Consider the following 19514-nt stretch of genomic DNA (forward strand, 5'->3'; position numbering starts at 1 on the left):
TCACCAGAATGAACGACAGAGTGAGCATCAACGAGTGCTTCGCCCGAGATGGTCTGCAGCACGAAAGTGCTTTCGTGCCGACATCAAAGAAGCTTGCCGTGCTCAAATCTTTCACTGCTGCCGGATTCCGGCGCATTGAAGCCACCAGTTACAGCCACCCGAAGCAAGTGCCAGCATTTACCGACGCCAGTGACCTGCTGAAAGCGCTGCCGCGGAGCGAAGGTGTCGCCTTCAAAGCCACGTGCCCAAATCAGAAGGCCGTCCAGCGCGCTGTGGCTGACGCCGCGTCCGGGTACGGAGCCGAGGAAATCAGCCTGCTCACCTCTGCCAGCGACTCGCATTCGCAGGTCAATCTCCGTGCGACTCGAGCAGAACAATGGCAGAAAGTCGAGCAGATGGCTGAACTTGCCGCAGGGAATTTCACACTGGTAGGCGTTGTCTCGGTTGCCTTCGGTTGCCCATTTGAAGGAACGGTCGACCCGCAGAGAGTCATCGATGATGTGGCTCGCTTCCGTGACCTGGGTGCCGCCTATGTGACCATCGGGGATACGACCGGTTTGGCGGACCCGGCAGGTGCCAAGAGTCTCTTCGCGGAGCTGGTCCCAGCTTTCCCTGAACTTACCGTCGTCGCTCACTTCCACGATACGCGTGGCCTCGGCATCGCGAATGTTGTGGCTGCCTATGAAGGAGGCTGCCGTAGCTTCGACTCCGCAATGGGCGGTGTCGGGGGGCACCCGAACAAGATCAACTACGGTTCCGGGTCGACGGGCAATGTGGCTACCGAAGACACGGTCAATCTCTTCGACTCGCTCGGGGTGGATACGGGTCTTGACCTCGACGCACTGATGGAGGCCGCTGCCGAATGTGAAAGCGTGCTCGGCCGCACGCTCCTAAGTAAGACGTCCAAAGCTGGGCTGTCGAACTCAATCCTGAGAAAGGCTGACGCAGTATGACCAGTGACACACTCATCGTCACGGACTCTGAGGGAGGAGTCAGGACCATAACTCTCAACCGCCCGGACAAGCGCAACGCGCTCACCACAGAACTGACAACAGCCCTCCGAGATGCCCTGCTCGACTGCGATAGTGACCCTGAGATACGGGCAGTTGTCCTCGCCGGAGCTGGGCGCGGCTTCTGCGCAGGTGCTGACCTGAGTGAGTTCACGGAACTCACCCCTGATCACGCCGAACGCGTGGTTGCCCGAGCGGCGCTCACCGCTGAGCTGCAGTCGCTACCGACCAGCCTCTCGGTGCCTGTGGTCGCTGCGGTGAAGGGCCATGCGGTGGGCGGAGGCGCTGGACTTGCTCTGGCATGCGACATGATCGTCGTCTCCGATGACGTGTCGTTCGGGTACCCCGAGATCAAGCATGACATTGTTCCTGCGCTCGTGATGACAGGTCTGCAGCGGCACCTGGGGCGCAAGCTCGGGTTCGAGTTGATCTCGACTGGTCGTATGCTCGGCGCGAATGAGATGTCAGAACTCGGGCTGGCAAACGAGGTCGTTGAGACCGGCGCCGAGGTCGCTCGTGCACAGGAGATTGCGACCAGTTGGGCCGGACGTTCGTCTAGGGCGTTAAGCGCCATCAAATCTCTGTACTACCGGGTTGCCGATCTTCCGACGGCAGCGGCGATGGATGCAGGGCAGGACCTCAATGCGCTTATGCGATCGTTCAGGAGCTGAAATGACCAAACCGCTGGATGGAATCCGCATTCTCGACTTCTCACGCGTCCTGGCCGCGCCGATGGCCACTCAGATCCTTTCTGACATGGGCGCCGAAGTGATCAAGGTCGAGCGTCCTGGGAAGGGCGACGAGACTCGATCTTTCGAACCGAGAGTCGGAGACCAGAGCGCCTACTTCTTCGCTTTCAATCGCGGCAAGAAGTCCGTCACGTTAGATCTCAAAAGCGATGACGACCGACACATCGTCGAACGCCTTATCACTGAGGTCGACGTCGTCGTCGAGAACTTTGTCCCAGGCACCATGGATCGCTACGAACTTGGCTGGGAACGTCTGCATGAACTCAATGAACGACTCATCTACGTCGCCGCCAGCGGCTTCGGTCAGACGGGTCCTGAACGCAACCGAAAAGGCTACGACACAGTGTTCCAAGCTCTGTCGGGAGTTATGCACCTGACAGGCGAGCCCGAGTCAGGGCCGTCGAAGGCAGGCATTCCAGTGGCCGACATGACAAGTGGACTGTGGGTAGCGATCGCGATCCTCACCGGGCTTGTCGGGCGTGGCACTCACGGAATCGGCACCTTCATCGATGTTGCGATGATGGACGTCCAGACTAGCCTGCTCGCGCTCGCTGCCGCTCGGACGTTCGCTCTCGACGAAGATCCCGCGCGGACCGGTACCGCGCACCTCGGTCGGGTGCCCTCTGCAGCATTCGAATGCCGAGATGGGTGGGTGCAGATCAGCGGCAGCGACCAACACTGGCCGCTTCTTTGCAACGTTCTCGGTCTCGACGAGCTTGCGCGAGACGCGGAACTGGCTGAGAACGCCGGCCGAGTCAACCGTCGTGAGGAAGTGACTCAGGCGCTGTCCGAAGCCATCTCCTCGTGGATCCGAGACGAGCTGGTTGCCGCACTCACCGAGATTGGCATCCCGGCGGGCGAAGTTCGCTCGGTCAAAGAGGCCCTGAACGCACGACAGACACAGGAACGCGGAATGGTCGGTACCTTCGAGCATCCCACAGTCGGCAGGTTCAGTGCGCTGCGCACCCCAGTGAAATTCCACGGATATGAGGACCCGACGATCTCTGCTCCTCCACTCCTGGGAGCCGATAACGAGGAAGTGTTGGGAGCCTTCAAGCCTGTCGGGGCCATGCACGCGGGTGGCGCAGCCGAAACTGCCGGAGCGGAGGGGCAGGCATGAGCCAGTCGCTGACGACGAACACGGCAGCCGTTGCTGGACCGGCGCCGAGCCCGCGGAACACGCTGACGACCGAACGCCTCGGCGACGTCCTCATTGTCATGCTCAACCGCCCTGAGGCCCGGAACGCCGTCAACCTCGAACTCTGCCTTGACCTCATCGATACCTTCGGGGCCATCGACGCCGAACTGCCGGGTGTTGTGGTGATCGGTGCTAACGGGCCCACGTTCTGCGCCGGTGCCGACCTCAAAGAACGACAGGAAAAGGATTCTGCATGGATTCGACAACGGCGGCTTGCCTCGTTTGCGGCATACCGTGCAATCGTGCGCTGCCGTGTTCCGGTCATCGCCTATCTGCAGGGAGCCGTTGTCGGTTCTGGAGGCGAGATCGCACTTTCCTGCGACTTCGCCTACGCGCAGGATGACGTCAGCTTCCGGTACCCCGAAGTTCACTGGGGCACGATCGGCGCCACTCAGCGACTGCAACGCGTGGTCGGGGTCCGAAAGGCCAAGGAACTTCTCTTCACCAATTCGGTCCTGGATGCCGCCGATGCTGTCGACCTGGGGCTTGTGCAAAAGGTGATCAACTGCGAGGACGGGTGGGACTTCGTGCTGCAAACGGCAAAGACGATTGCGGAAGCGCCGACCTCCGCAGTGCAGCTGACGAAGAATGCCATTGATGCGGGAAGCGAAGTCAGCCTTGACCAAGGCCTCGATATCGAACTGCGCGCGATCGAGACGAATCTCGCCCAGGGCGAGTGGAAGAAGGGCCTCGCAGACTTTGCAACCCGTAATGACACAACCACCACGGAGGTGCGTAAGTGACTGCTCTGAATGACGTCCCGGATACGTTTGACACCGATCCCTTCGACCGCACCGAGGTGCCGGTAGACGCCTGTCCTCTGACTACCTCCGCAGTGCTTGCTCGAGCAGCGGCCACTGTCCCGGACCTCGAAGCCGTCGTCTGCGGCGATGACCGTGTCACCTATGCAGAGCTCAAGCGCAGAGCTGATTCCGCCGCTGAGGTATTGCGTCGAATGGGTGTTCGTGCAGGAGACCATGTGGCGCTGTGCGTTGGCAACGGTCCGCGCTGGGTGGAGCTGTTCTACGCGATTACGGGCATCGGTGCGGTGGTCGTTGCGGTCAACACGCGGTACCGTTCAAGCGATCTGGCATATGTGCTCAATGACTCGCAGGCGTCATTCCTCATCACTGCTCCACGCGTGCTCTCGAACGATTTCCTCTCCACGATTCGCACCATCGGACCAGGACCGAATTCAGAGCTGCCGCACCCCGAATTGCCCTACTTGGCGTCAATTGTCGTCCTCGAAGATTACTCCGCGACAGAGATCGAAGCGGGTTGGACTCGCTGGTCCGAGTTCTCCGACACCTCTGTCGGCAGTCGCCCAGAGGATGTGGTCGTGGAAGGTGACGCAACCGATGGAGCGGACGGAATCGCTGGCGATGATGCCGCTGTCGTCAGCCCGACGAGTATCTCACTTATCCAGTACACGTCGGGGACTACCTCTCGTCCGAAGGGAGTCCTTCTGACTCACAGGGGAATGTGCGCCGACGCGCACTTCTCGGCCGTGAGAATGGGACTGCGGGCCGGCGACAGGTTCCATTCAGTCCGCCCTTTCTTCCATGTTGCAGGCAGCACGCTTTCCGTGCTCAGCAGTGCACAGTCGATGGCGACGTTGGTGACTATGGAACGGTTCTCTGCAGGTCCCGCGCTCGGTATTCTCGAACGGGAGCGGTGTACTCACTTCTCCGGCAACGACACAATCGCGCTCATGCTCCTCGACCACCCGGATCGTCCGCGACGAAATCTTGTCTTGCGGGGCGCTTGGGTCGCGGCTTCTGCCGCGGTGCTCAAACGAGTGGCCGAAGAACTCGGTGCCAGCGAGGTTGTCGCTGGGTACGGTCAGTCGGAGGCCTCACCGAACGTCGCTCAGTCAGCGTGGTGGGAGCCCGAGCACGTGCGGCTTGCCTCGGCGATGCTTCCGCAGCCTGGAGTTGAGGTGCGGATCTGGGACGATGCTGCCACCGAGCAGGCGCCGACCGGGTGTAAGGGAGAGATTCAGGTGCGCGGTTGGAACGTCATGAGCGGGTATCTGAACAATCCTCAAGCCACACGCAACGCCTGCACTTCTGATGGGTGGCTGCGCACGGGGGATCTTGGCGTCTTGGACGAGGACGGGCGACTGACTTTCGTCGGTCGGCTCAAGGAGATGTTCCGCGTGGGCGGTGAAAACGTTTCGCCTGTTGAGATCGAAGAGGAACTGCTTCATCATCCTGCAGTACGGCAAGCTGTGGTGGTGGGAGTGCCGGACCCGCGCCTCATCGAAGTGCCGTTCGCATTCATCTCCCTGTCCCAGGGACATTCGTTGGAAGAAGCGGCATTAGTAGCATGGTTGCGCGAACGTGTGGCTGGATTCAAAGTACCCAAGTACGTCCGATTCATGGAGGACTTCGAGGAACTGGGCATGACGGCCAGTTCGAAGGTCCAACGCGGGGGTTTGGGTCGACAAGCACAGAAGTATCTCGATGAGATGGCGGCGATCTGAGATGCGCATCGACACACCCCTGACCCGTCTCGTCGGTATGGACCTGCCCATCGTCCAGGCAGGAATGTCCTGGGTGAGCTCCTGTGCCGAACTCCCCCTGGCAGTGTCCGAAGCCGGTGGTTTGGGAGTTGTCGCTGGCGGTCCTATGCGGCTGCCCGACCTCGATGAGTGCCTCACGCGCATGCGGGCCGGCACGGACCGACCATGGGCTGTCAACATGCCCCTCTACCGCAAAGGAGTCGATGAGGTGATGGCTCACCTCATCGACCAAGCGCCGCCAGTGATTATCGCCTCGCAAGGCGGGCCGAAAAAGTACCTCGGCGCTCTCCACGATGTTGGGACTGTTTGGCTTCACGTCGTCACGAGCCTCACTCACGCGGCCAAGGCCGTCGGGGCCGGAGTCGATGGTTTGGTCGTCGTCGGTGCGGAGGCAGGCGGCCATCCGCCCGAGCACGGAGTGACTAGTCTCGTGCTCACCCGTCTGATCGCGCGAGAATTCCCTGAGATCCCGGTCGTAGCGTCCGGCGGATTCACCGATGGTTACTCGCTCGCGGCTGCGCTGTCGTTGGGAGCCGCCGGAGCACAATTCGGCACTCGGTTCATCGCTACCCCAGAGGCGAACGCGCACCCGGCGTACAAGGACAGGGTTCTCAGCGCGAAAGTCGAGGACGCTGTTCTCGTCGGACGTGGGCTCAATCCGATTCGCACCCTGCGCAATCAATTCACCGAACGGATGCTTGATCTTGAGACTGCAGGTGCGTCGGTGGACGACCGACGGGAAGTGTTCGCGTCCACCGTGCTTCGGCAGTCGGCAAAAGACGGTGAGGTCGAGACTGGGAAGGTCGAAGCGGGTCAGACAGCAGGTTTGGTGACGGAGCTCCATTCCGCCGCTGAGGTTGTTCGCCGAATCGCAGTCGAATACGGTGCCGTTGTGAATGGACTTCCCCGGGCAGCCGGCGGTGACAGTGCTCCCCAATGCGCACAGGCAGACGGGAATGTGGCAACCGCCGTGTAGCCTGGCGGGCCACCTCGGTGATGGTGCCGCGAAAGCGAACGGCGAGCCCCACCGCCGTGCCGCGCAGGCGCGACGCCAATATTGTGCCACAGGGGCCGCAGCGAAAGGGCCGTCGGATGGCCGACATCCGAAGATGGCCGGCATCCGACGGCCCTTTCGCTGGGGTGTCAGCGCTCGCTGGGCCTCAGCCTTCGCGGATCGTCATCCGGCTCAGTTTGTCGCCGTCGGTGACGAAAGCGAATGATGAGCGGCCGTTAGCATGCGTGGAGCGCCAGTCGCCGATGACGGTCACGCTATTTCCGTCGACGGTGACCTCTTCGGGTGTGAGGACACCGGTTGCGCCGATGAATTCCTTGTCGCTCCACGCCCTGATGGCCTCTCGGCCCTGGAACTCACGGCCCCAGTCATCCACGACTCCGTCAGAGGTGAATGCGTCGATGAAGCCCTGGTCATCGTGAGCGTTGACGGTGTCGATGAAGCCGGCGACTGGTTCGGGAATCTGCAGATCTGACATGTGTTCTCCTGTGGTTTCGGGAGGTGGTTGTTGGACGGGTGCCGAGGGGGACTGAAGTGTCGTGTCCGCCTCAGCGAGTGGTGTAACCGCCGTTGGCGAAGATCGTCTGCCCGGTGATCCAGTTGCCCTCTGTGGCGAGGAATCGCACGATCGGTGCGATGTCCTCGATGCGAGTCAGGCGATTGCCCATACCCTGCGACTTGTGGAACTCCACTCGTTCCGGGGTCTCCTGACCGTAGAAGAAGGGAGTGTCCATGGGCCCGGGGGCGATAGCGGTGACGGAGATGCCGCGTTCGGCATATTCCTTTGCTGCGGCTCGGGTGAAATGCTCGACCGGACTCTTGCCGCCGGCATAGGTCGAATAGCCGTCGGTGAACGCGGCGAGCAGGGCGGTGACGATGGTGACGATCTTCCCATTGTCGGCAAGGTGTTTGCCTGCTTCCTTGATGAAGAAGTACGCGGCCTTCGCATTGATGTCGAACATCGCGTCGTACTCGTCCTCGGTGGTCTCCGCAATAGGCTTGCGCAGAACCCTGCCCGTCGTGTTCACCGCGATATCGATGGACCCCAATGCCGAGACGGCATCGTCGAAGAGCCTCTCGACGATGGCGGGCTTGGTGAGATCTCCGGTGAGCAGGACGCCCTTCGAGCCGCTGGATTCGACGGCTGCGAGTGTCTCTTCGGCCTCCGGGCGCGTTGAATCCGAGTTGTAGTGGATGGCGATATCGGCTCCGGCTGCGGCGGCCTGTCGAGCGATGAGCCCGCCGAGGTTCTTCCCGCCTCCTGCTATAAGGATGGTCTTGCCTTGCAAAGTCTGTTCGGTCATGGTCTCAACCTCCGTATCGTTGTTACATCGGACTATATCGACGGTACACTATAATATAGCGATATGACAGAAGTTGAGGGAACGGATACACGGACCCGCCTGCTCGAAGCGGCCGCCGACCTCATTGCCGCGGCGCCCGGAGAGGACTTCTCTCTGCGCGCGGTCTGCGACGCGGCGGGGGTCAAGATGCCAACTCTGTACCATTTCTTCGGCAATAAGCAGGGGCTGATCGAAGCCGTCGTCGAACGCGGCTTCGACATGTATCTCTCGGCCAAATCCTCAACCGAATCCAGTGGCGACCCGATTCAGGATCTGCGACTGGGCTGGGATGCTCACGTTGCCTTCGGCCTGGAGAATCCGGGTTTCTACACCCTCATGTACGGCAAGGTCAGGCCCGGCTATTCTCCGGAGGCGCAGTCGAAGCCGAGTGAGATTCTGCGCGGTCTGACGCTCAAAGCGGAACAGGATGGACGGCTCGTCGTCGGCTACGAGCAGGCGGCTGCTCATGTGCTCGCCACGAATATCGGCGTCACCCTGCGATTGATCATTCAAGGCAAGAACGATCCCGAACTTTCAGCAGGCGTCCGTGAAGGCGTCCTCGCCGCCATCACCGGAACCGGACAGAGCGAACCGGGCGACGGTCGACTGGGTCATTCTGTCATCGAACGTGCTGCGGCGAATCCGGGCATCCTGGGCGAAACGGAGACTCAGCTCCTCATCCAATGGATCGGCCGCCTCGGCGAGGTCTGAAACCGGACGTCGAACAGGCGCCGCGCCCGCCTCGCTCGGCCGAGGCGGGGCCGTCGGTTCGGGAGCGCTAGGACGTCGTGGTCGGGCGAGGTCAGAGACGCCTCGGCGAAGGTGTCGTCGTGGTGATCAGCGCTCTGCGCGGTATCGGTCGACGGCGCGGCGGAGGCGCTGCAGGCCATCGTCGATGCGGTCGGGAGCCGCCGAGGCGAAGCACAGGCGCAGTGCGTTCGAGAAATTCCCGGCCGGCGAGAACGCGGGGCCAGGGATGTAGGCCACCCCCTCCTCGAGCGCGGTGGTCATGAGGTCTTCGGTGTTGATGGATTCGTCCTCGAAGGTCACCCACAGGAAGAATCCGCCGTCGGGATCGGTGGCTCGGATCTCTCCGGGGAAGAGCCTCTCCAGTCCTTCTGACATTGCGATCTTCCGTTCGCGGTAGGCCTTGCGCAGGACCTCGACGTGGGAGTCGGCGCCGCCTTCCTCCATCCAGCGGGCGATGAGGTGCTGGTTGGGGACGGGGGCGCAGGAGTCCATCGTCTGCTTGGCGTTGACGGCGAGTTCGCGGACCTCGGGATCGACGTCGATCCAGCCGACCCGCAGGCCCGGGGCGACGAATTTCGAGAACGTGCGCACCCCGAAGATGAGGGGATCGTTCGGGCTGAGGTCGCACAGCGCGGGCAGGGACTGACCTTCGAAGCGCAGCATTCCGTACGGATTGTCCTCGATGATCACCGACCGGTGGCGGTGAGCGAATTCGAGCAGGCGCTCGCGACGCGGAAGCGACATCGTCACGCCGGCGGGGTTCTGGAAGGTCGGGACGGTGTAGATGACCTTCGGGGCACGCCCGGTGCGCTTCGTGTGCTCCTCGAGGACGTCGATCTGCATGCCCTCTTCGTCGACGGGGATCTCGAGGATCTCCGCCTCATAGCTCATGGCCGTCGCCGAACCGTTCGTATAGGTCGGCGACTCACAGGCGACGAGGTCGCCTGGGGTGACGAAGAGTTTGAAACCGAGGTCGAGGCCCTGCATTCCTCCGGAGGTGATGAGGAGACGATCACGGTTCCCCTGTTGTTCGGGCGGGATCTGATCGGTAGAAGCGAGGTACTCGTGCAGCGCCTCGATGAGGATCGGCTCGCCCTTGGTCTCCCCGTACGTGAAGTTCTCCGGGGAGAAGACGTCGGAGGCGATGCGGGCGAAGTCCTTCGCCGGCAGCATGTCCGGGGCCGGTGCGCCCATGCCGAACTTGACGATGTCATGGTGATATTGGGCCAGCACCGTGGTGGAGGCGTCGATGACGGATCCGACGAGCTGATCGCGGCGGCGGGCGTAGGGCAACGCGGGGGACTGCGACTGGTTCTCGGGTTGGTTCTGCGAAGCACTCGTGGCCGGATGCATTGACGTGGTGGACATGAGCGACCTCCTCTGAGCGGTGATGCCCTGAAGTCGACGGCTCCGGCGACAATGCCAAGGCTCCTGCCCGAACGACGGGTTACGTGGGTCACTTCAGCATAGGGGTGGGGGCCGGGGCGAACAAGGATGCTGAGCGCCTGCAATTTCGGGCGAGTCGGCGATCAGGTCTGTCCACCCTCGCCGTGGCGGCTCTAACTTGGATCCATCACGGACAACGGAGTCGACGCCAACAGCACCTTCGTCATGTGTTTGGTCGAATCCGTCTGGTTCGGTGAGGCGGTCACCGATCGTAGCCGAGTCGACTACGGGCTGCCGCGGGTCTCGAAGGACTCATTTCTCCTCGACTCCTCGGACACGATCGCCAGCGTGTCGGCTGACTATCGGGCGGCCGTGGAGCGCTCGCATTCCGCGATCGAGGGGGATGGACCTCGACACCGTGCTCACCGGTGATCGGACCGGGCCGATGCGATGGATCCGCCTTCGACGTGCCCGCGGGGACGGCCCTGGTCAGCGGCGCCGATGCGAACATCCTTGAGGAGTCGGCCGGCCACGAAGTGCAGGAACGGACCTGCGCGAAGATCGCCGATGACGCTTCGAGTTCGCAGATCGAGGCCCTGACCTCAGAACTCGACGCTGTCGGCGCATCAAGCGATGCGGCTGCGGCACAGCATAGGGCAAGTCCGCCTCGCTGTTCCAAGCCGCGCTGATCGTCGGAGCCGGAGTCGGCACGTTCTTCGGGATCGCGACACGCAGCGGGAGTTGGGGCTGTCTCAGTCCGCCCAGTCGGTGCAGGTCATGGTTCCGTCGAGCGTGGCCGAGCCGAGCTCGGTCCCGTCGAAGGTCACGCTCTCATCGCCGATGGCGATGCCTTTGGGGTTGTTCGTCTTGTAGGGGCGTCCTTGTCCGACCTTGACCATGACGAAGTCGGTGCCTTCGGTCTTGACCAGGGGCAGCTCGTTGTCCGTCTTGCCGATGATGTGATGGAGCTTGCCCGGTTCGCCGGAGCAGTAGACATCGGTGGGTTCGATCGTGACAGTTTTCTCGCCGGTGTCGAGAGTCAGGGTCGAGACTGCAGAATCGTCTGCTGCTGTGGTGCCCACTTCGGACGAATCGTCTGGGGCCTCGGCCGGTTCATCGGCATCGCCTGTCGTTGCGGAGGTCGACTCGTTCGGTGCCGAATCGGTGTTGTGCGACGCCGAGTCATCAGGCCGGGACTCGTCGGTTTCATTCGCGCCGGAACATCCGCTGAGAGCGAGCAGGCCTGCGATGGCAATGGTGGTGATCGATCTGGTGCACATGGGTCCATTGTCTCCGACGTCTGTAGTTGCATCCAGCGCAAACCGGGCGCCACGGACGTGCGATTGCACACTTTGGGGCTCGGAGCAGCCTGTGAGGTGTGAGCGCTTCTCATCCGCAGTGACGGTCGACGCTCGTCTGCTGACGGTTGCGTCAGTGTGACCCAGTAGACTTGGGGAGTAATGACATCCCCTTTTCACTTCGAGGTGAAGCACTCTCATGCCAGCAATCGTTGTCGTCGGCGCTCAGTGGGGCGACGAAGGTAAAGGTAAGACCACCGATATCCTCGGCACCAGCGTCGATTACGTGGTCAAGCCCAATGGTGGGAACAACGCAGGCCATACGGTTGTCGTCGGAGGCGAGAAGTACGAACTCAAGCTTCTGCCGGCGGGCATCCTCTCACCGAATGTCACCCCGGTCATCGGCAACGGCGTCGTCGTCAACCTCGAGGCGCTCTTCGAGGAGATCGACGCCCTCGAATCCCGTGGCGCGGACACGTCGAAGCTGCGCATCTCCGCGAACGCCCACCTCGTGGCTCCGTACCACCAGACCCTGGACAAGGTGACCGAGCGATTCCTCGGCAAGCGGGCCATCGGCACCACTGGTCGCGGCATCGGACCGGCCTACATGGACAAGATCGGGCGTCTGGGCATCCGCGTCCAGGACGTCTTCGACGAGTCCATCCTGCGCCAGAAGATCGAAGGATCGCTGCGGCAGAAGAATGAACTGCTCGTCAAGGTCTACAACCGTCGGGCGGTGTCGGTCGAAGAGATCGTCGAATACTTCGAGCCCTTCATCGAACGCCTGCGCCCCTATGTCGCCGAGACAGAGCTCATGCTCAATGAGGCACTCGACCGCGGTGAGGTCGTCGTCATGGAGGGTGGTCAGGCGACCATGCTCGACGTCGACCACGGCACGTACCCGTTCGTCACCTCGTCGAACCCGACCGCCGGCGGATCCTGCGTCGGCACAGGCATCGGTCCGACCCGGATCAACCGCGTCGTCGGCATAGTCAAGGCCTACACGACCCGTGTGGGCGCCGGACCGTTCCCGACCGAGCTCTTCGACGAGATGGGCGAGTACCTGCAGAAGGCCGGCGGGGAATTCGGCGTCAACACCGGTCGTCCGCGCCGCTGCGGCTGGTACGACGCGGTCATCGCCCGCTACGCCGCCCGCACCAACGGCTTCACTGACTATGTGCTGACCAAGCTCGACGTGCTCACCGGCATCGACCGGATCCCGGTCTGTGTGGCCTACGACGTCGACGGAGTGCGCCAGAACGAGATGCCTGTGTCGCAGACCGAGTTCCACCACGCGAAGCCGATCTTCGAATACTTCGACGGCTGGACCGAGGACATCACGAAGGCTCGGACTTTCGACGACCTGCCGGAGAACGCGCGGAAGTACGTGCTTGCGCTCGAGGAGCTCTCTGGCTGCCGGATGTCGGTCATCGGCGTCGGCCCCGATCGCGAACAGTCGATCGTGCGTCACGACTTACTGGACTGAGCAGGCTCCCGGAGACATCCGGATCTAATCAATTGCGAAAGGGCGGAACCAACGATCAGTCGGTTCCGCCCTTCGGCATCTGCCCGCGAGGTGGGAACAACTGGCAAAGTACTCAGACTGCTTGTCTCATTCTTGCAGGAATTTTTGAGGTTTGAGGGCTCCAGTAGGTAACGTGCCGGGCATGCTCCACATCGGATTCCCAACGGCGAGAACATCCACAACGAGACGAACTCTTCTGCGCGTGACAGTTGCGTCTGCGGGTCTGGCGCTCGTCGCGTCCACGACGGCATGTATGCCCGACATTCACAGAAACGATGGCTTCCCGCCGCCGCGTGTCACGGCTATCGCCGCAGGATCCCCGGGCGGTGGCCTCGACCTGACGACCCGCATCACAAACGACGGTTTCGAAGCCGCGGGAATCGACACCTTCATATTGATCGAGAACATGGGAGGCGGCGGAGGCAATCCGGCTCGTGCCGCCGTTCTCCAGCGGGAGAACGACGGAACATCCGTCGTGTTCGAATCGAACCGAATCTTCCTCTCAAAAGTCACGGGAACTACCGACATGTCCCTGGACGACTTCACACCACTGGCCCAGCTAACGACCGACTATGAAGTGTGGATCGTGAAATCCGGGTCGAAGTACGACTCCGCGGAGAAAGTGCTCGATGACATCAAGAAGGATGCAGGTTCAGTCAATTTTGGAATCGGCACCGTCCCCAGTGACGACCAGCTCAACGTCCTTCGTCCCGCGAGTGAATACGGAGTCGAAGACCTGTCCAAGATCAATCTCGTGGCGTTCTCCGATGGCGGTGACCTCAACAACGAACTGTTGGGCGGACGTATCGATGTGGCATCGACGGGGATGTCGGAGGCGATGGAACTCGTCGACAGCGGTGACGTCGAAATCATAGCAGTCTCGGCTCCCGAACCTGTCGATTCAGCGCCAGGGGTTCCGACGTGGCACGACCTCGGAATGGACATCACGATCAACCACTGGAGGGGAGTCTTCGGTCCGAAGAATATGCCGCAGGACGCAGTCAACTGGTGGCGGGAGTCGTTGAAGAAGTCAGTGGAGACGGACGAATTCGCCAAGCAGGCAGAGGCGTTGGGGATCAACCCCGAATATGTCGCCGGTGACGAATGGCTCGACACGGTGATTCGCCCCGAACAGGAGGAATCGACGGAAGTGCTGGAGAAAGTGGGGTTGGTGAAATGAGTGCGGATACAGATCCGACCGCAACTCGACCGGTCGACGAACCACACCATGAACCCGGAAGTCGGACCACCTCGGCGATGCTGTCGAGCATTGTGCTCGGTTTCCTCGCAGTCTTCTACCTCGTCAACGCCATACTCCTGCCGGACGCTGTAGGAGAGGATGGAATCGGTCCGAAGACGTTCCCGCTGGTTGTCGGCATCGTCCTGTTCTGCACAACTGCTCTCGGAATCATCGCGATTCTGCGCGGCCATGTCGACGTCAGGCTGGTCGAAGGACGGGAGATTCTGCGTGTTGTGTGGTGCATCGTCCTCTTCGGTCTGTATGCGGCCTCGATCTTCCTCATCGGATTTGTCGAAGCATCAGTTCTCTTCTCGATGCTGGTCTCGATGACTGTGTTCGGAATTCGACTCAGTGCGGCACGAGCGGTCGGGCTCTTCGTCATCAATATTGCGATCGCGATGATTCTCTTCCTCGTGTTCGACGTCTGGCTCAACGTGCTTCTGCCTGTCGGCTGGTTGGAGTACCTGGTATTCGGAGGTCTGCAGCTGTGAGCACCATCAACGATCTCCTCTCGGCTCTCGGCGGTATCGCGGCATCGCCGACACTGCTGCTGGTCATCCTGGGCGGCGTCGTCCTCGGAACCATCGCCGGTCTGCTGCCCGGTATCGGTCCGTCGACTGCCATCGCTCTCCTCCTTCCGGTCGCGATCACGGTTCCGGCCGAGATATCGCTTCCACTCATGGTCTCCTTGTATCTCGGTGCAGAATACGGCGGGAGGATCTCAGCGATCCTGTTGAACATCCCAGGTGACCCGGGCGCCATCATGACCACTCTCGACGGGCATCCGATGGCGTTGAAAGGCAAGGCGGCCACCGCGCTTTCCATCTCTGCCCTCGCGTCATTCGTCGGCAGTGTTCTCGCGTTCCTGGGGCTGGCGTTCATCGCTGGGCCGATGTCGGAGCTCGGGCTTGCGTTCGGACCCGGAGCCTATTTCGCAGTCGTCGTCATGGCGCTGGTCCTCAGCGCCACCCTCGTCGGATCGGCACCGATGTTGGGGCTCACAGCAGTCGCCATCGGAGTGGCAGTTTCGACTGTCGGCATCGAACTTCAGTCCGGGCTTCCTCGCTTCACCTTCGGCAGCTTCACCCTGTTGGAGGGGGTCGACTCGATCGTCGCCATCATCGGCGTCTTCGGCGTCGGTGAGATCTTGGCCAGCACCACGATGGGCAGGGACTCCCCGGTGATGTCGAAGCTGTCGGGACGTTTCCTTCCGACGAAATCCGATCTCAAGCAGGGGACCTTCCCCAGCCTGCGAGGATCGGTCATCGGATTCGTCGCCGGAGTGCTCCCGGGAGCAGGAACGACGATCGCCGCATTCTTCTCCTATGGACTGGAGAAGAGACTCGCACCTGCATCGGCAGGCATGGGCAAGGGGTCAGTCCGCGGGCTGGTCGCGCCGGAGTCCGCGAACAATGCTGCAGTGTCGGGTTCGATGGTGCCTCTGCTGACCCTGGGAATTCCGGGATCAGGCACGACGGCAGTTCTGCTCGCCTACCTGATGATGTACGGCCTCAATCCCGGACCCGGTTTCTTCGACGCGAACCCAGAACTCGGTTGGACGATCATCGGGGCACTGCTGTTCAGTGCGATACTCGGTGTCGTCATCAACATCGGCGCGTCCCCGCTGCTCGCGAAGATCCTGGCCATTCCGATGCCGTTCATGGCTCCGGTCATCCTCATCCTCGCACTCATCTCCTGCTACAGCATCCACAACTCAGTGACCGATGTGTACATTGCACTGGCTTTCGGTGTGCTCGGCTACGTCATGCGACTGGTCGGAATGGCGCCCGCACTTCTGGTCATCGGACTGGTTCTGGGGGAGATGCTCGAACGCAACCTGCAACAGGCATTGGGTCTGACCGGAGGAAACTTCTGGGCCGTCATCTCTGACCCGCTCGTAATGGTCTTCCTCATCATCGCCCTGCTCGCGCTCGTGTCGTTCCTGCCCTGGAAGCGAGTGCTGGGCAAGAAACACGACGAGAAGACGGCCAACGTCTGAAGACTGGTCCGACCAAATCCGTCCAAAAAAGGTGCGTAGCCGACACGATCGTGTCGGCCCCGCACCTCTCAGTCGGATCAGCGGTGTTCGGACGAACTCAGTCCAGGTGTTGGTGGGTGCTCACTGCCAGACGGTTCCAGACGTTGATCGCCGAGATCGACATCAGCAGTTCGACCAGCTCCTGCTCGGAGTAGACCGCCGAGGCCGCCTGCCAGGTCTCTTCGGAGACGCCGCCATCGGCGATGAGTGTGACCTCTTCGGTCATGAACAGCGCGGCCTGCTCGCGGTCACTGTAGACGGACGTCGCTTCCTTCCACCCGGCAAGGACGTCGACCTTGACCTGGTCGACTTCGGCCTTGCGCGCTTCGCCGGCATGCATCTTCAGGCAGTAAGCGCAGCCGTTTATCTGGGAGGCACGCAGTTTGATGAGTGAGAGCAGAGCTTCACCGAGGCTGCCTCGGTGAATGTACTTCTCGAGCGCGTAGAGCGGTTCGTAGGCCTTCTTGTCGACGGCGAGAATATTGAGTCGTTGAGTATCTGACATATGAATCATCTTCTTCTTCACGAGGGTTTCCTGCGCCCGCCGAAGCGAGCAACCGCATCCTGCTGCTCGCCGTGATGAGCAGCGCTAGAGGGCAGCCTGTCCATTACTTCATCCGCCGAGGCGGGATGTGGTCATCCCCGCAGTCTGCGGATGGACTCGATAGCTCCGTCGTAGGCGGCGGCGATGTCGACGAGGTCGATCCGGTCCGGCAGATCTCCGGGAGGCTGATGGCTGAGAAGGAATTCCACGGTCGCGCGGACGGTGGGCTCGTCGTTGCCCAAGAGTCCGTCGGAGACGTCTTCGGCATCGTCGAACATCAGAACGATCTCGTCGATTCCCGTCGCTGAGTGGATGCTGGCCAGGAATTCCCCCGTGTCCTGCATCTCGACGTCGATCCTCTCTCCAGCCATTCCGACCTCCCACTGCTCGGTCCACGCGGTTCGGTGCATCCGACGGCGCGGCCCAATCGACTGCGTCCATTCCTGCTTTTCAGCATAGACCTGGTTGACAACCCCTTGGGCAGACGGGCAGAAAGCTGGCATCGTTGCAGGCAACACAGCTACGGAGGAGGATGCGTCCAATGACTCAGAGCCGTCTGCAGGAAGCCGCCTATCAGGGCGCCGCGCTCGAGGTCGACAGAAACTACTACTCACGGATCGGTGAAGACACCCAATCCCGGGAAATCATCGACGAATTCACCATTCCCATCCGTTCCGGGCAGGCTTGGGACGTCCCCGCCGACCATGTCTGCCGCATCTCCACCGTCGACGGTCCGCAGGTCGGCGACCTGAACCTGTGGGACCGATCTCGTCCGCGCGATCCTGCCTTACGGCCTCACCGAATTCGACGTCCACGATGTGCTCAACTTCTTCCAATGCACAGGACTGAACGACAACGACGAATACTTCATGAAGACCTGTCCAGCACGACCAGGAGACCACTTCGAATTCTTCGCCGAACAGGACCTGCTCGCGGCCTTGTCCACCTGCCCCGGCGGGGATCTCTCCGCACCGATGGTCGGGGTCGGCTCGTCAGATCCGGTGGAGAACTGCCACCCGTTGAAGGTCACGGTCTATCGGATCGCGCAGAGCCTCCTCGGCGATTGGAGCTAACCGACCTCGCCGAACTATCGAGGAGCCGATGGTCTCCGACCTCAACCGTGGGCGTGAACTTGCGCCCAGAAGGGAAGGACTCGTAATGGCATCGTCAACGCTCGTCGCCCGGTACGTCGACCGACTCGGACTCAACAGTTCGGAGGATGTGCTGCGAGTTCGGGCACGTGGGTCGGCCGACGAAATCGTCGATCTCATCGATGTACTGCTGGCCGCCCACGTCCGGTCGATCTCCTTCGAGAACCTCGACGTCATCGCCGCACGCGCAGCAGGGGAGTCGCGGGGCATCCCGACCGACCTCGACTCACTGACGGCGAAGCTGTTGGACGCAGGCCGCGGCGGCTACTGCCACGAACACGCGACACTCATCCGCGCCGTGCTCCGAGAGCTCGGGCTGAGCGCGCATCCGATCCTTGCCCGAGTCCACCTCGGCGAGGGGAGAACAGCGCCGGGAGGGCTGACGCACCAGGCGACGATCCTCGATCTCAGCGGACGGCGGTTCCTCGTCGATCCGGGGTTCGGCGGTGGGACGCCGCAGGTCGCACTCGCCCTCGATGTCGAGTCGGAACCGCGGACGACCGAGCACGGAGAGCACAGGCTGGTTCCGGCCGACACCGTGCTTGAGCCTGCATTGCGAGCGGAGGCTGAATGGGCATTGCAATCCCGCACCCGCTCTGACCAGGAGTTCCGCACCGTCTATGCTTTCGCGGACGTCCCGCGAGAACAAGCCGACCTCGAGGTGTCGAACTGGTTCACCGCGACGAAGCCGGGCACGCGCTTCACCGGCGCACCCGTGGTGGCCAGGACGCTCGGCAACGGCGGCAAGGCATCGCTCGAGGGCCGCCAGTTGCGCTGCGTGCGACCCGGTGACGACCCCGAACGCCTCGAGCGGACGGTGGCCGATGCCGCCGACTTCGCTGCCGTTCTCCGCGAGGAGTTCGGTATCGACCTCGACCGAACCTTTACCGACCCGATCTGGGTCGTCGCCTTGGAACACTGACAGTGACACGACTGTGCTGGATGTGCCCGTGACGAGGCGCCTAATCAGCCATGCAGGGATTGTCGGTATTGGCCCGGGCTTGTGCCGACCAGCGCGGTGAATACGGAGATGAACGAGCTGGGATTCGCCCACCCGCATTCGGCCGCGGTGTCGTAGACACTCCACCCGTCGGTCAGGAGCAGCAGCGCCCGGTGGATGCGCAGCTCGGCACGCCATTGACGGAACGTCATCCCGGTCTCCTGCTGAAACAGCCGAGTCAGAGTTCGCTCGCCGGCTCCCACCCGGCGCCCTAGCTCAGCCAGAGACACGGGATTCGCCAGATCCTCCTCGACGATCTTCGTCAGGGCCAACAGCCGAGGGTCGACCGGTTCGGGGAGGTGCAGCGGCTGTTCGCCGGTGACCGTCAACTCGTCGATGATGACGAGTCGGAGTCGGTCGGCGCTTGCCTTCGTCCGGTGTCGTGTACCGGTCAGCCCCAACATCGCCTCTCTGGCCAGCGGGGTCGTCGCCAGAACGGCGGGCCGGTCGACGAGCGAAGCAGCCATGTGTGCGGGGAGGAAGACGACGCGCATGTCAGCGGCCCCATGCGCGCGGTGCTGATGCTCGAACTCTGCGGGCACCCAGACGACACGATTCGATGGTGCGATCCACGAGCCCTCGCGAGTGACCAAGGACAGCACCCCAGTCGCCGGATACACCAAGTGACCGAGGCCGTGAGTGTGTGCCGGGGTCCATTCATCGTGCCCGAGCAGGTGGACGAGTTCCGGCCTCAACGAAGTGTGGCTGAAAACGGTCATATCGAGTCAGTTTAATGGTTCCCCGCC

22 protein-coding genes and 1 pseudogene are annotated in these 19514 nt (G+C 62.0%); 16 read left to right on the forward strand and 7 right to left on the reverse strand.

All coding sequences use genetic code 11. The annotated features are described in order from the left end of the window. The first annotated feature begins 8 nt into the window (after positions 1-8). From D3I60_RS14990 to D3I60_RS15015, 6 genes are read left to right on the forward strand one after another with little or no spacing between them, the layout of a single operon-like run. The gene (locus tag D3I60_RS14990) at positions 9-953 is read left to right on the forward strand and encodes a hydroxymethylglutaryl-CoA lyase (RefSeq protein ID WP_262777132.1); all 945 of its coding nucleotides are present in this window, start codon (positions 9-11) and stop codon (positions 951-953) included. Continuing rightward, a complete protein-coding gene (locus D3I60_RS14995) occupies positions 950-1681 on the forward strand; it encodes an enoyl-CoA hydratase/isomerase family protein (RefSeq protein WP_262777133.1) in 732 nt (243 codons plus the stop codon). Before D3I60_RS14990 ends, D3I60_RS14995 begins: the two co-directional genes overlap by 4 nt. A 1-nt stretch (position 1682) precedes the next feature. Next, on the forward strand, positions 1683-2879 hold the full coding sequence (locus tag D3I60_RS15000; protein WP_262777135.1) for a CaiB/BaiF CoA transferase family protein: 1197 nt from the start codon (positions 1683-1685) through the stop codon (positions 2877-2879). Beyond that, positions 2876-3700, forward strand: coding sequence for an enoyl-CoA hydratase/isomerase family protein (locus D3I60_RS15005; RefSeq protein WP_262777136.1), 825 nt, complete (start codon positions 2876-2878; stop codon positions 3698-3700). The genes D3I60_RS15000 and D3I60_RS15005 overlap by 4 nt, the downstream gene beginning before the upstream one ends. After that, positions 3697-5442 carry a class I adenylate-forming enzyme family protein gene (locus D3I60_RS15010; RefSeq protein WP_262777138.1) on the forward strand — a complete coding sequence of 582 codons (1746 nt, stop codon included), beginning with the start codon at positions 3697-3699 and terminating at the stop codon, positions 5440-5442. The genes D3I60_RS15005 and D3I60_RS15010 overlap by 4 nt, the downstream gene beginning before the upstream one ends. Position 5443: 1 nt before the next feature. After that, a complete protein-coding gene (locus D3I60_RS15015) occupies positions 5444-6457 on the forward strand; it encodes an NAD(P)H-dependent flavin oxidoreductase (protein WP_262777140.1) in 1014 nt (337 codons plus the stop codon). A gap of 184 nt (positions 6458-6641) precedes the next feature. Here the strand turns inward: D3I60_RS15015 and D3I60_RS15020 are convergent, their stop codons facing one another. Together D3I60_RS15020 and D3I60_RS15025 are read right to left on the reverse strand one after the other, a co-directional pair. After that, positions 6642-6971, reverse strand: coding sequence for a nuclear transport factor 2 family protein (locus D3I60_RS15020; protein WP_262777142.1), 330 nt, complete (start codon positions 6969-6971; stop codon positions 6642-6644). A 70-nt stretch (positions 6972-7041) separates the two neighbouring features. Beyond that, on the reverse strand, positions 7042-7797 hold the full coding sequence (locus tag D3I60_RS15025; protein ID WP_262777144.1) for an SDR family oxidoreductase: 756 nt from the start codon (positions 7795-7797) through the stop codon (positions 7042-7044). A 63-nt stretch (positions 7798-7860) separates the two neighbouring features. Between D3I60_RS15025 and D3I60_RS15030 the strand changes: the two genes are divergently transcribed. Further along, complete coding sequence (locus tag D3I60_RS15030) at positions 7861-8547, forward strand: TetR/AcrR family transcriptional regulator (protein ID WP_262777146.1); 687 nt, start codon at positions 7861-7863, stop codon at positions 8545-8547. Positions 8548-8673: 126 nt separating this feature from the next. Here the strand turns inward: D3I60_RS15030 and D3I60_RS15035 are convergent, their stop codons facing one another. Next, positions 8674-9954, reverse strand: a complete 1281-nt coding sequence (locus D3I60_RS15035) for an aminotransferase-like domain-containing protein (RefSeq protein ID WP_262777173.1) — start codon at positions 9952-9954, stop codon at positions 8674-8676. Between the two features lie 243 nt (positions 9955-10197). On the opposite strand from D3I60_RS15035, the gene D3I60_RS19525 reads away from it, so the two are divergent. Further along, entirely contained in the window at positions 10198-10404 is a 207-nt protein-coding gene (locus D3I60_RS19525) for a mycothiol transferase (RefSeq protein WP_440588581.1), read from the forward strand. Between the two features lie 35 nt (positions 10405-10439). Then, positions 10440-10661, forward strand: a complete 222-nt coding sequence (locus D3I60_RS15040) for a hypothetical protein (RefSeq protein WP_262777175.1) — start codon at positions 10440-10442, stop codon at positions 10659-10661. A 63-nt stretch (positions 10662-10724) separates the two neighbouring features. Here the strand turns inward: D3I60_RS15040 and D3I60_RS15045 are convergent, their stop codons facing one another. After that, entirely contained in the window at positions 10725-11252 is a 528-nt protein-coding gene (locus D3I60_RS15045) for a hypothetical protein (protein WP_262777176.1), read from the reverse strand. Positions 11253-11469: 217 nt separating this feature from the next. Between D3I60_RS15045 and D3I60_RS15050 the strand changes: the two genes are divergently transcribed. The 4 genes from D3I60_RS15050 (at position 11470) to D3I60_RS15065 (ending at position 16034) form a co-directional block, all read left to right on the forward strand. Next, positions 11470-12756, forward strand: a complete 1287-nt coding sequence (locus D3I60_RS15050; RefSeq protein ID WP_262777177.1) for an adenylosuccinate synthase — start codon at positions 11470-11472, stop codon at positions 12754-12756. A 241-nt stretch (positions 12757-12997) separates the two neighbouring features. Next, positions 12998-13975 carry a Bug family tripartite tricarboxylate transporter substrate binding protein gene (locus tag D3I60_RS15055; RefSeq protein WP_262777179.1) on the forward strand — a complete coding sequence of 326 codons (978 nt, stop codon included), beginning with the start codon at positions 12998-13000 and terminating at the stop codon, positions 13973-13975. Beyond that, complete coding sequence (locus D3I60_RS15060) at positions 13972-14526, forward strand: tripartite tricarboxylate transporter TctB family protein (protein ID WP_262777181.1); 555 nt, start codon at positions 13972-13974, stop codon at positions 14524-14526. The genes D3I60_RS15055 and D3I60_RS15060 overlap by 4 nt, the downstream gene beginning before the upstream one ends. Continuing rightward, on the forward strand, positions 14523-16034 hold the full coding sequence (locus tag D3I60_RS15065) for a tripartite tricarboxylate transporter permease (protein WP_262777183.1): 1512 nt from the start codon (positions 14523-14525) through the stop codon (positions 16032-16034). Before D3I60_RS15060 ends, D3I60_RS15065 begins: the two co-directional genes overlap by 4 nt. Before the next feature lie 97 nt (positions 16035-16131). On the opposite strand, the gene D3I60_RS15070 is transcribed toward D3I60_RS15065, so the two are convergent. Next, on the reverse strand, positions 16132-16578 hold the full coding sequence (locus D3I60_RS15070; RefSeq protein WP_262777185.1) for a carboxymuconolactone decarboxylase family protein: 447 nt from the start codon (positions 16576-16578) through the stop codon (positions 16132-16134). Between the two features lie 131 nt (positions 16579-16709). Then, on the reverse strand, positions 16710-16988 hold the full coding sequence (locus tag D3I60_RS15075; RefSeq protein ID WP_262777187.1) for a hypothetical protein: 279 nt from the start codon (positions 16986-16988) through the stop codon (positions 16710-16712). Positions 16989-17158: 170 nt separating this feature from the next. Here D3I60_RS15075 and D3I60_RS19380 point away from each other — a divergent pair. From D3I60_RS19380 to D3I60_RS15085, 3 genes and pseudogenes are all read left to right on the forward strand, one after another. Further along, a pseudogene (locus D3I60_RS19380) lies at positions 17159-17360 on the forward strand (hypothetical protein); the annotation flags it as partial. A 39-nt stretch (positions 17361-17399) separates the two neighbouring features. Beyond that, positions 17400-17690, forward strand: coding sequence for a DUF1989 domain-containing protein (locus tag D3I60_RS15080; RefSeq protein ID WP_262777244.1), 291 nt, complete (start codon positions 17400-17402; stop codon positions 17688-17690). 85 nt (positions 17691-17775) lie between these two features. Then, entirely contained in the window at positions 17776-18690 is a 915-nt protein-coding gene (locus D3I60_RS15085) for an arylamine N-acetyltransferase family protein (protein ID WP_262777188.1), read from the forward strand. Positions 18691-18734: 44 nt separating this feature from the next. On the opposite strand, the gene D3I60_RS15090 is transcribed toward D3I60_RS15085, so the two are convergent. Then, positions 18735-19487 (reverse strand): helix-turn-helix transcriptional regulator, encoded by a 753-nt coding sequence (locus tag D3I60_RS15090; RefSeq protein ID WP_262777189.1) that lies wholly within the window; start codon positions 19485-19487, stop codon positions 18735-18737. Between the last annotated feature and the right edge of the window lie 27 nt (positions 19488-19514).

The sequence above is a fragment of the Brevibacterium permense genome, assembly GCF_025506275.1.
GTDB lineage: Bacteria > Actinomycetota > Actinomycetes > Actinomycetales > Brevibacteriaceae > Brevibacterium > Brevibacterium permense_A.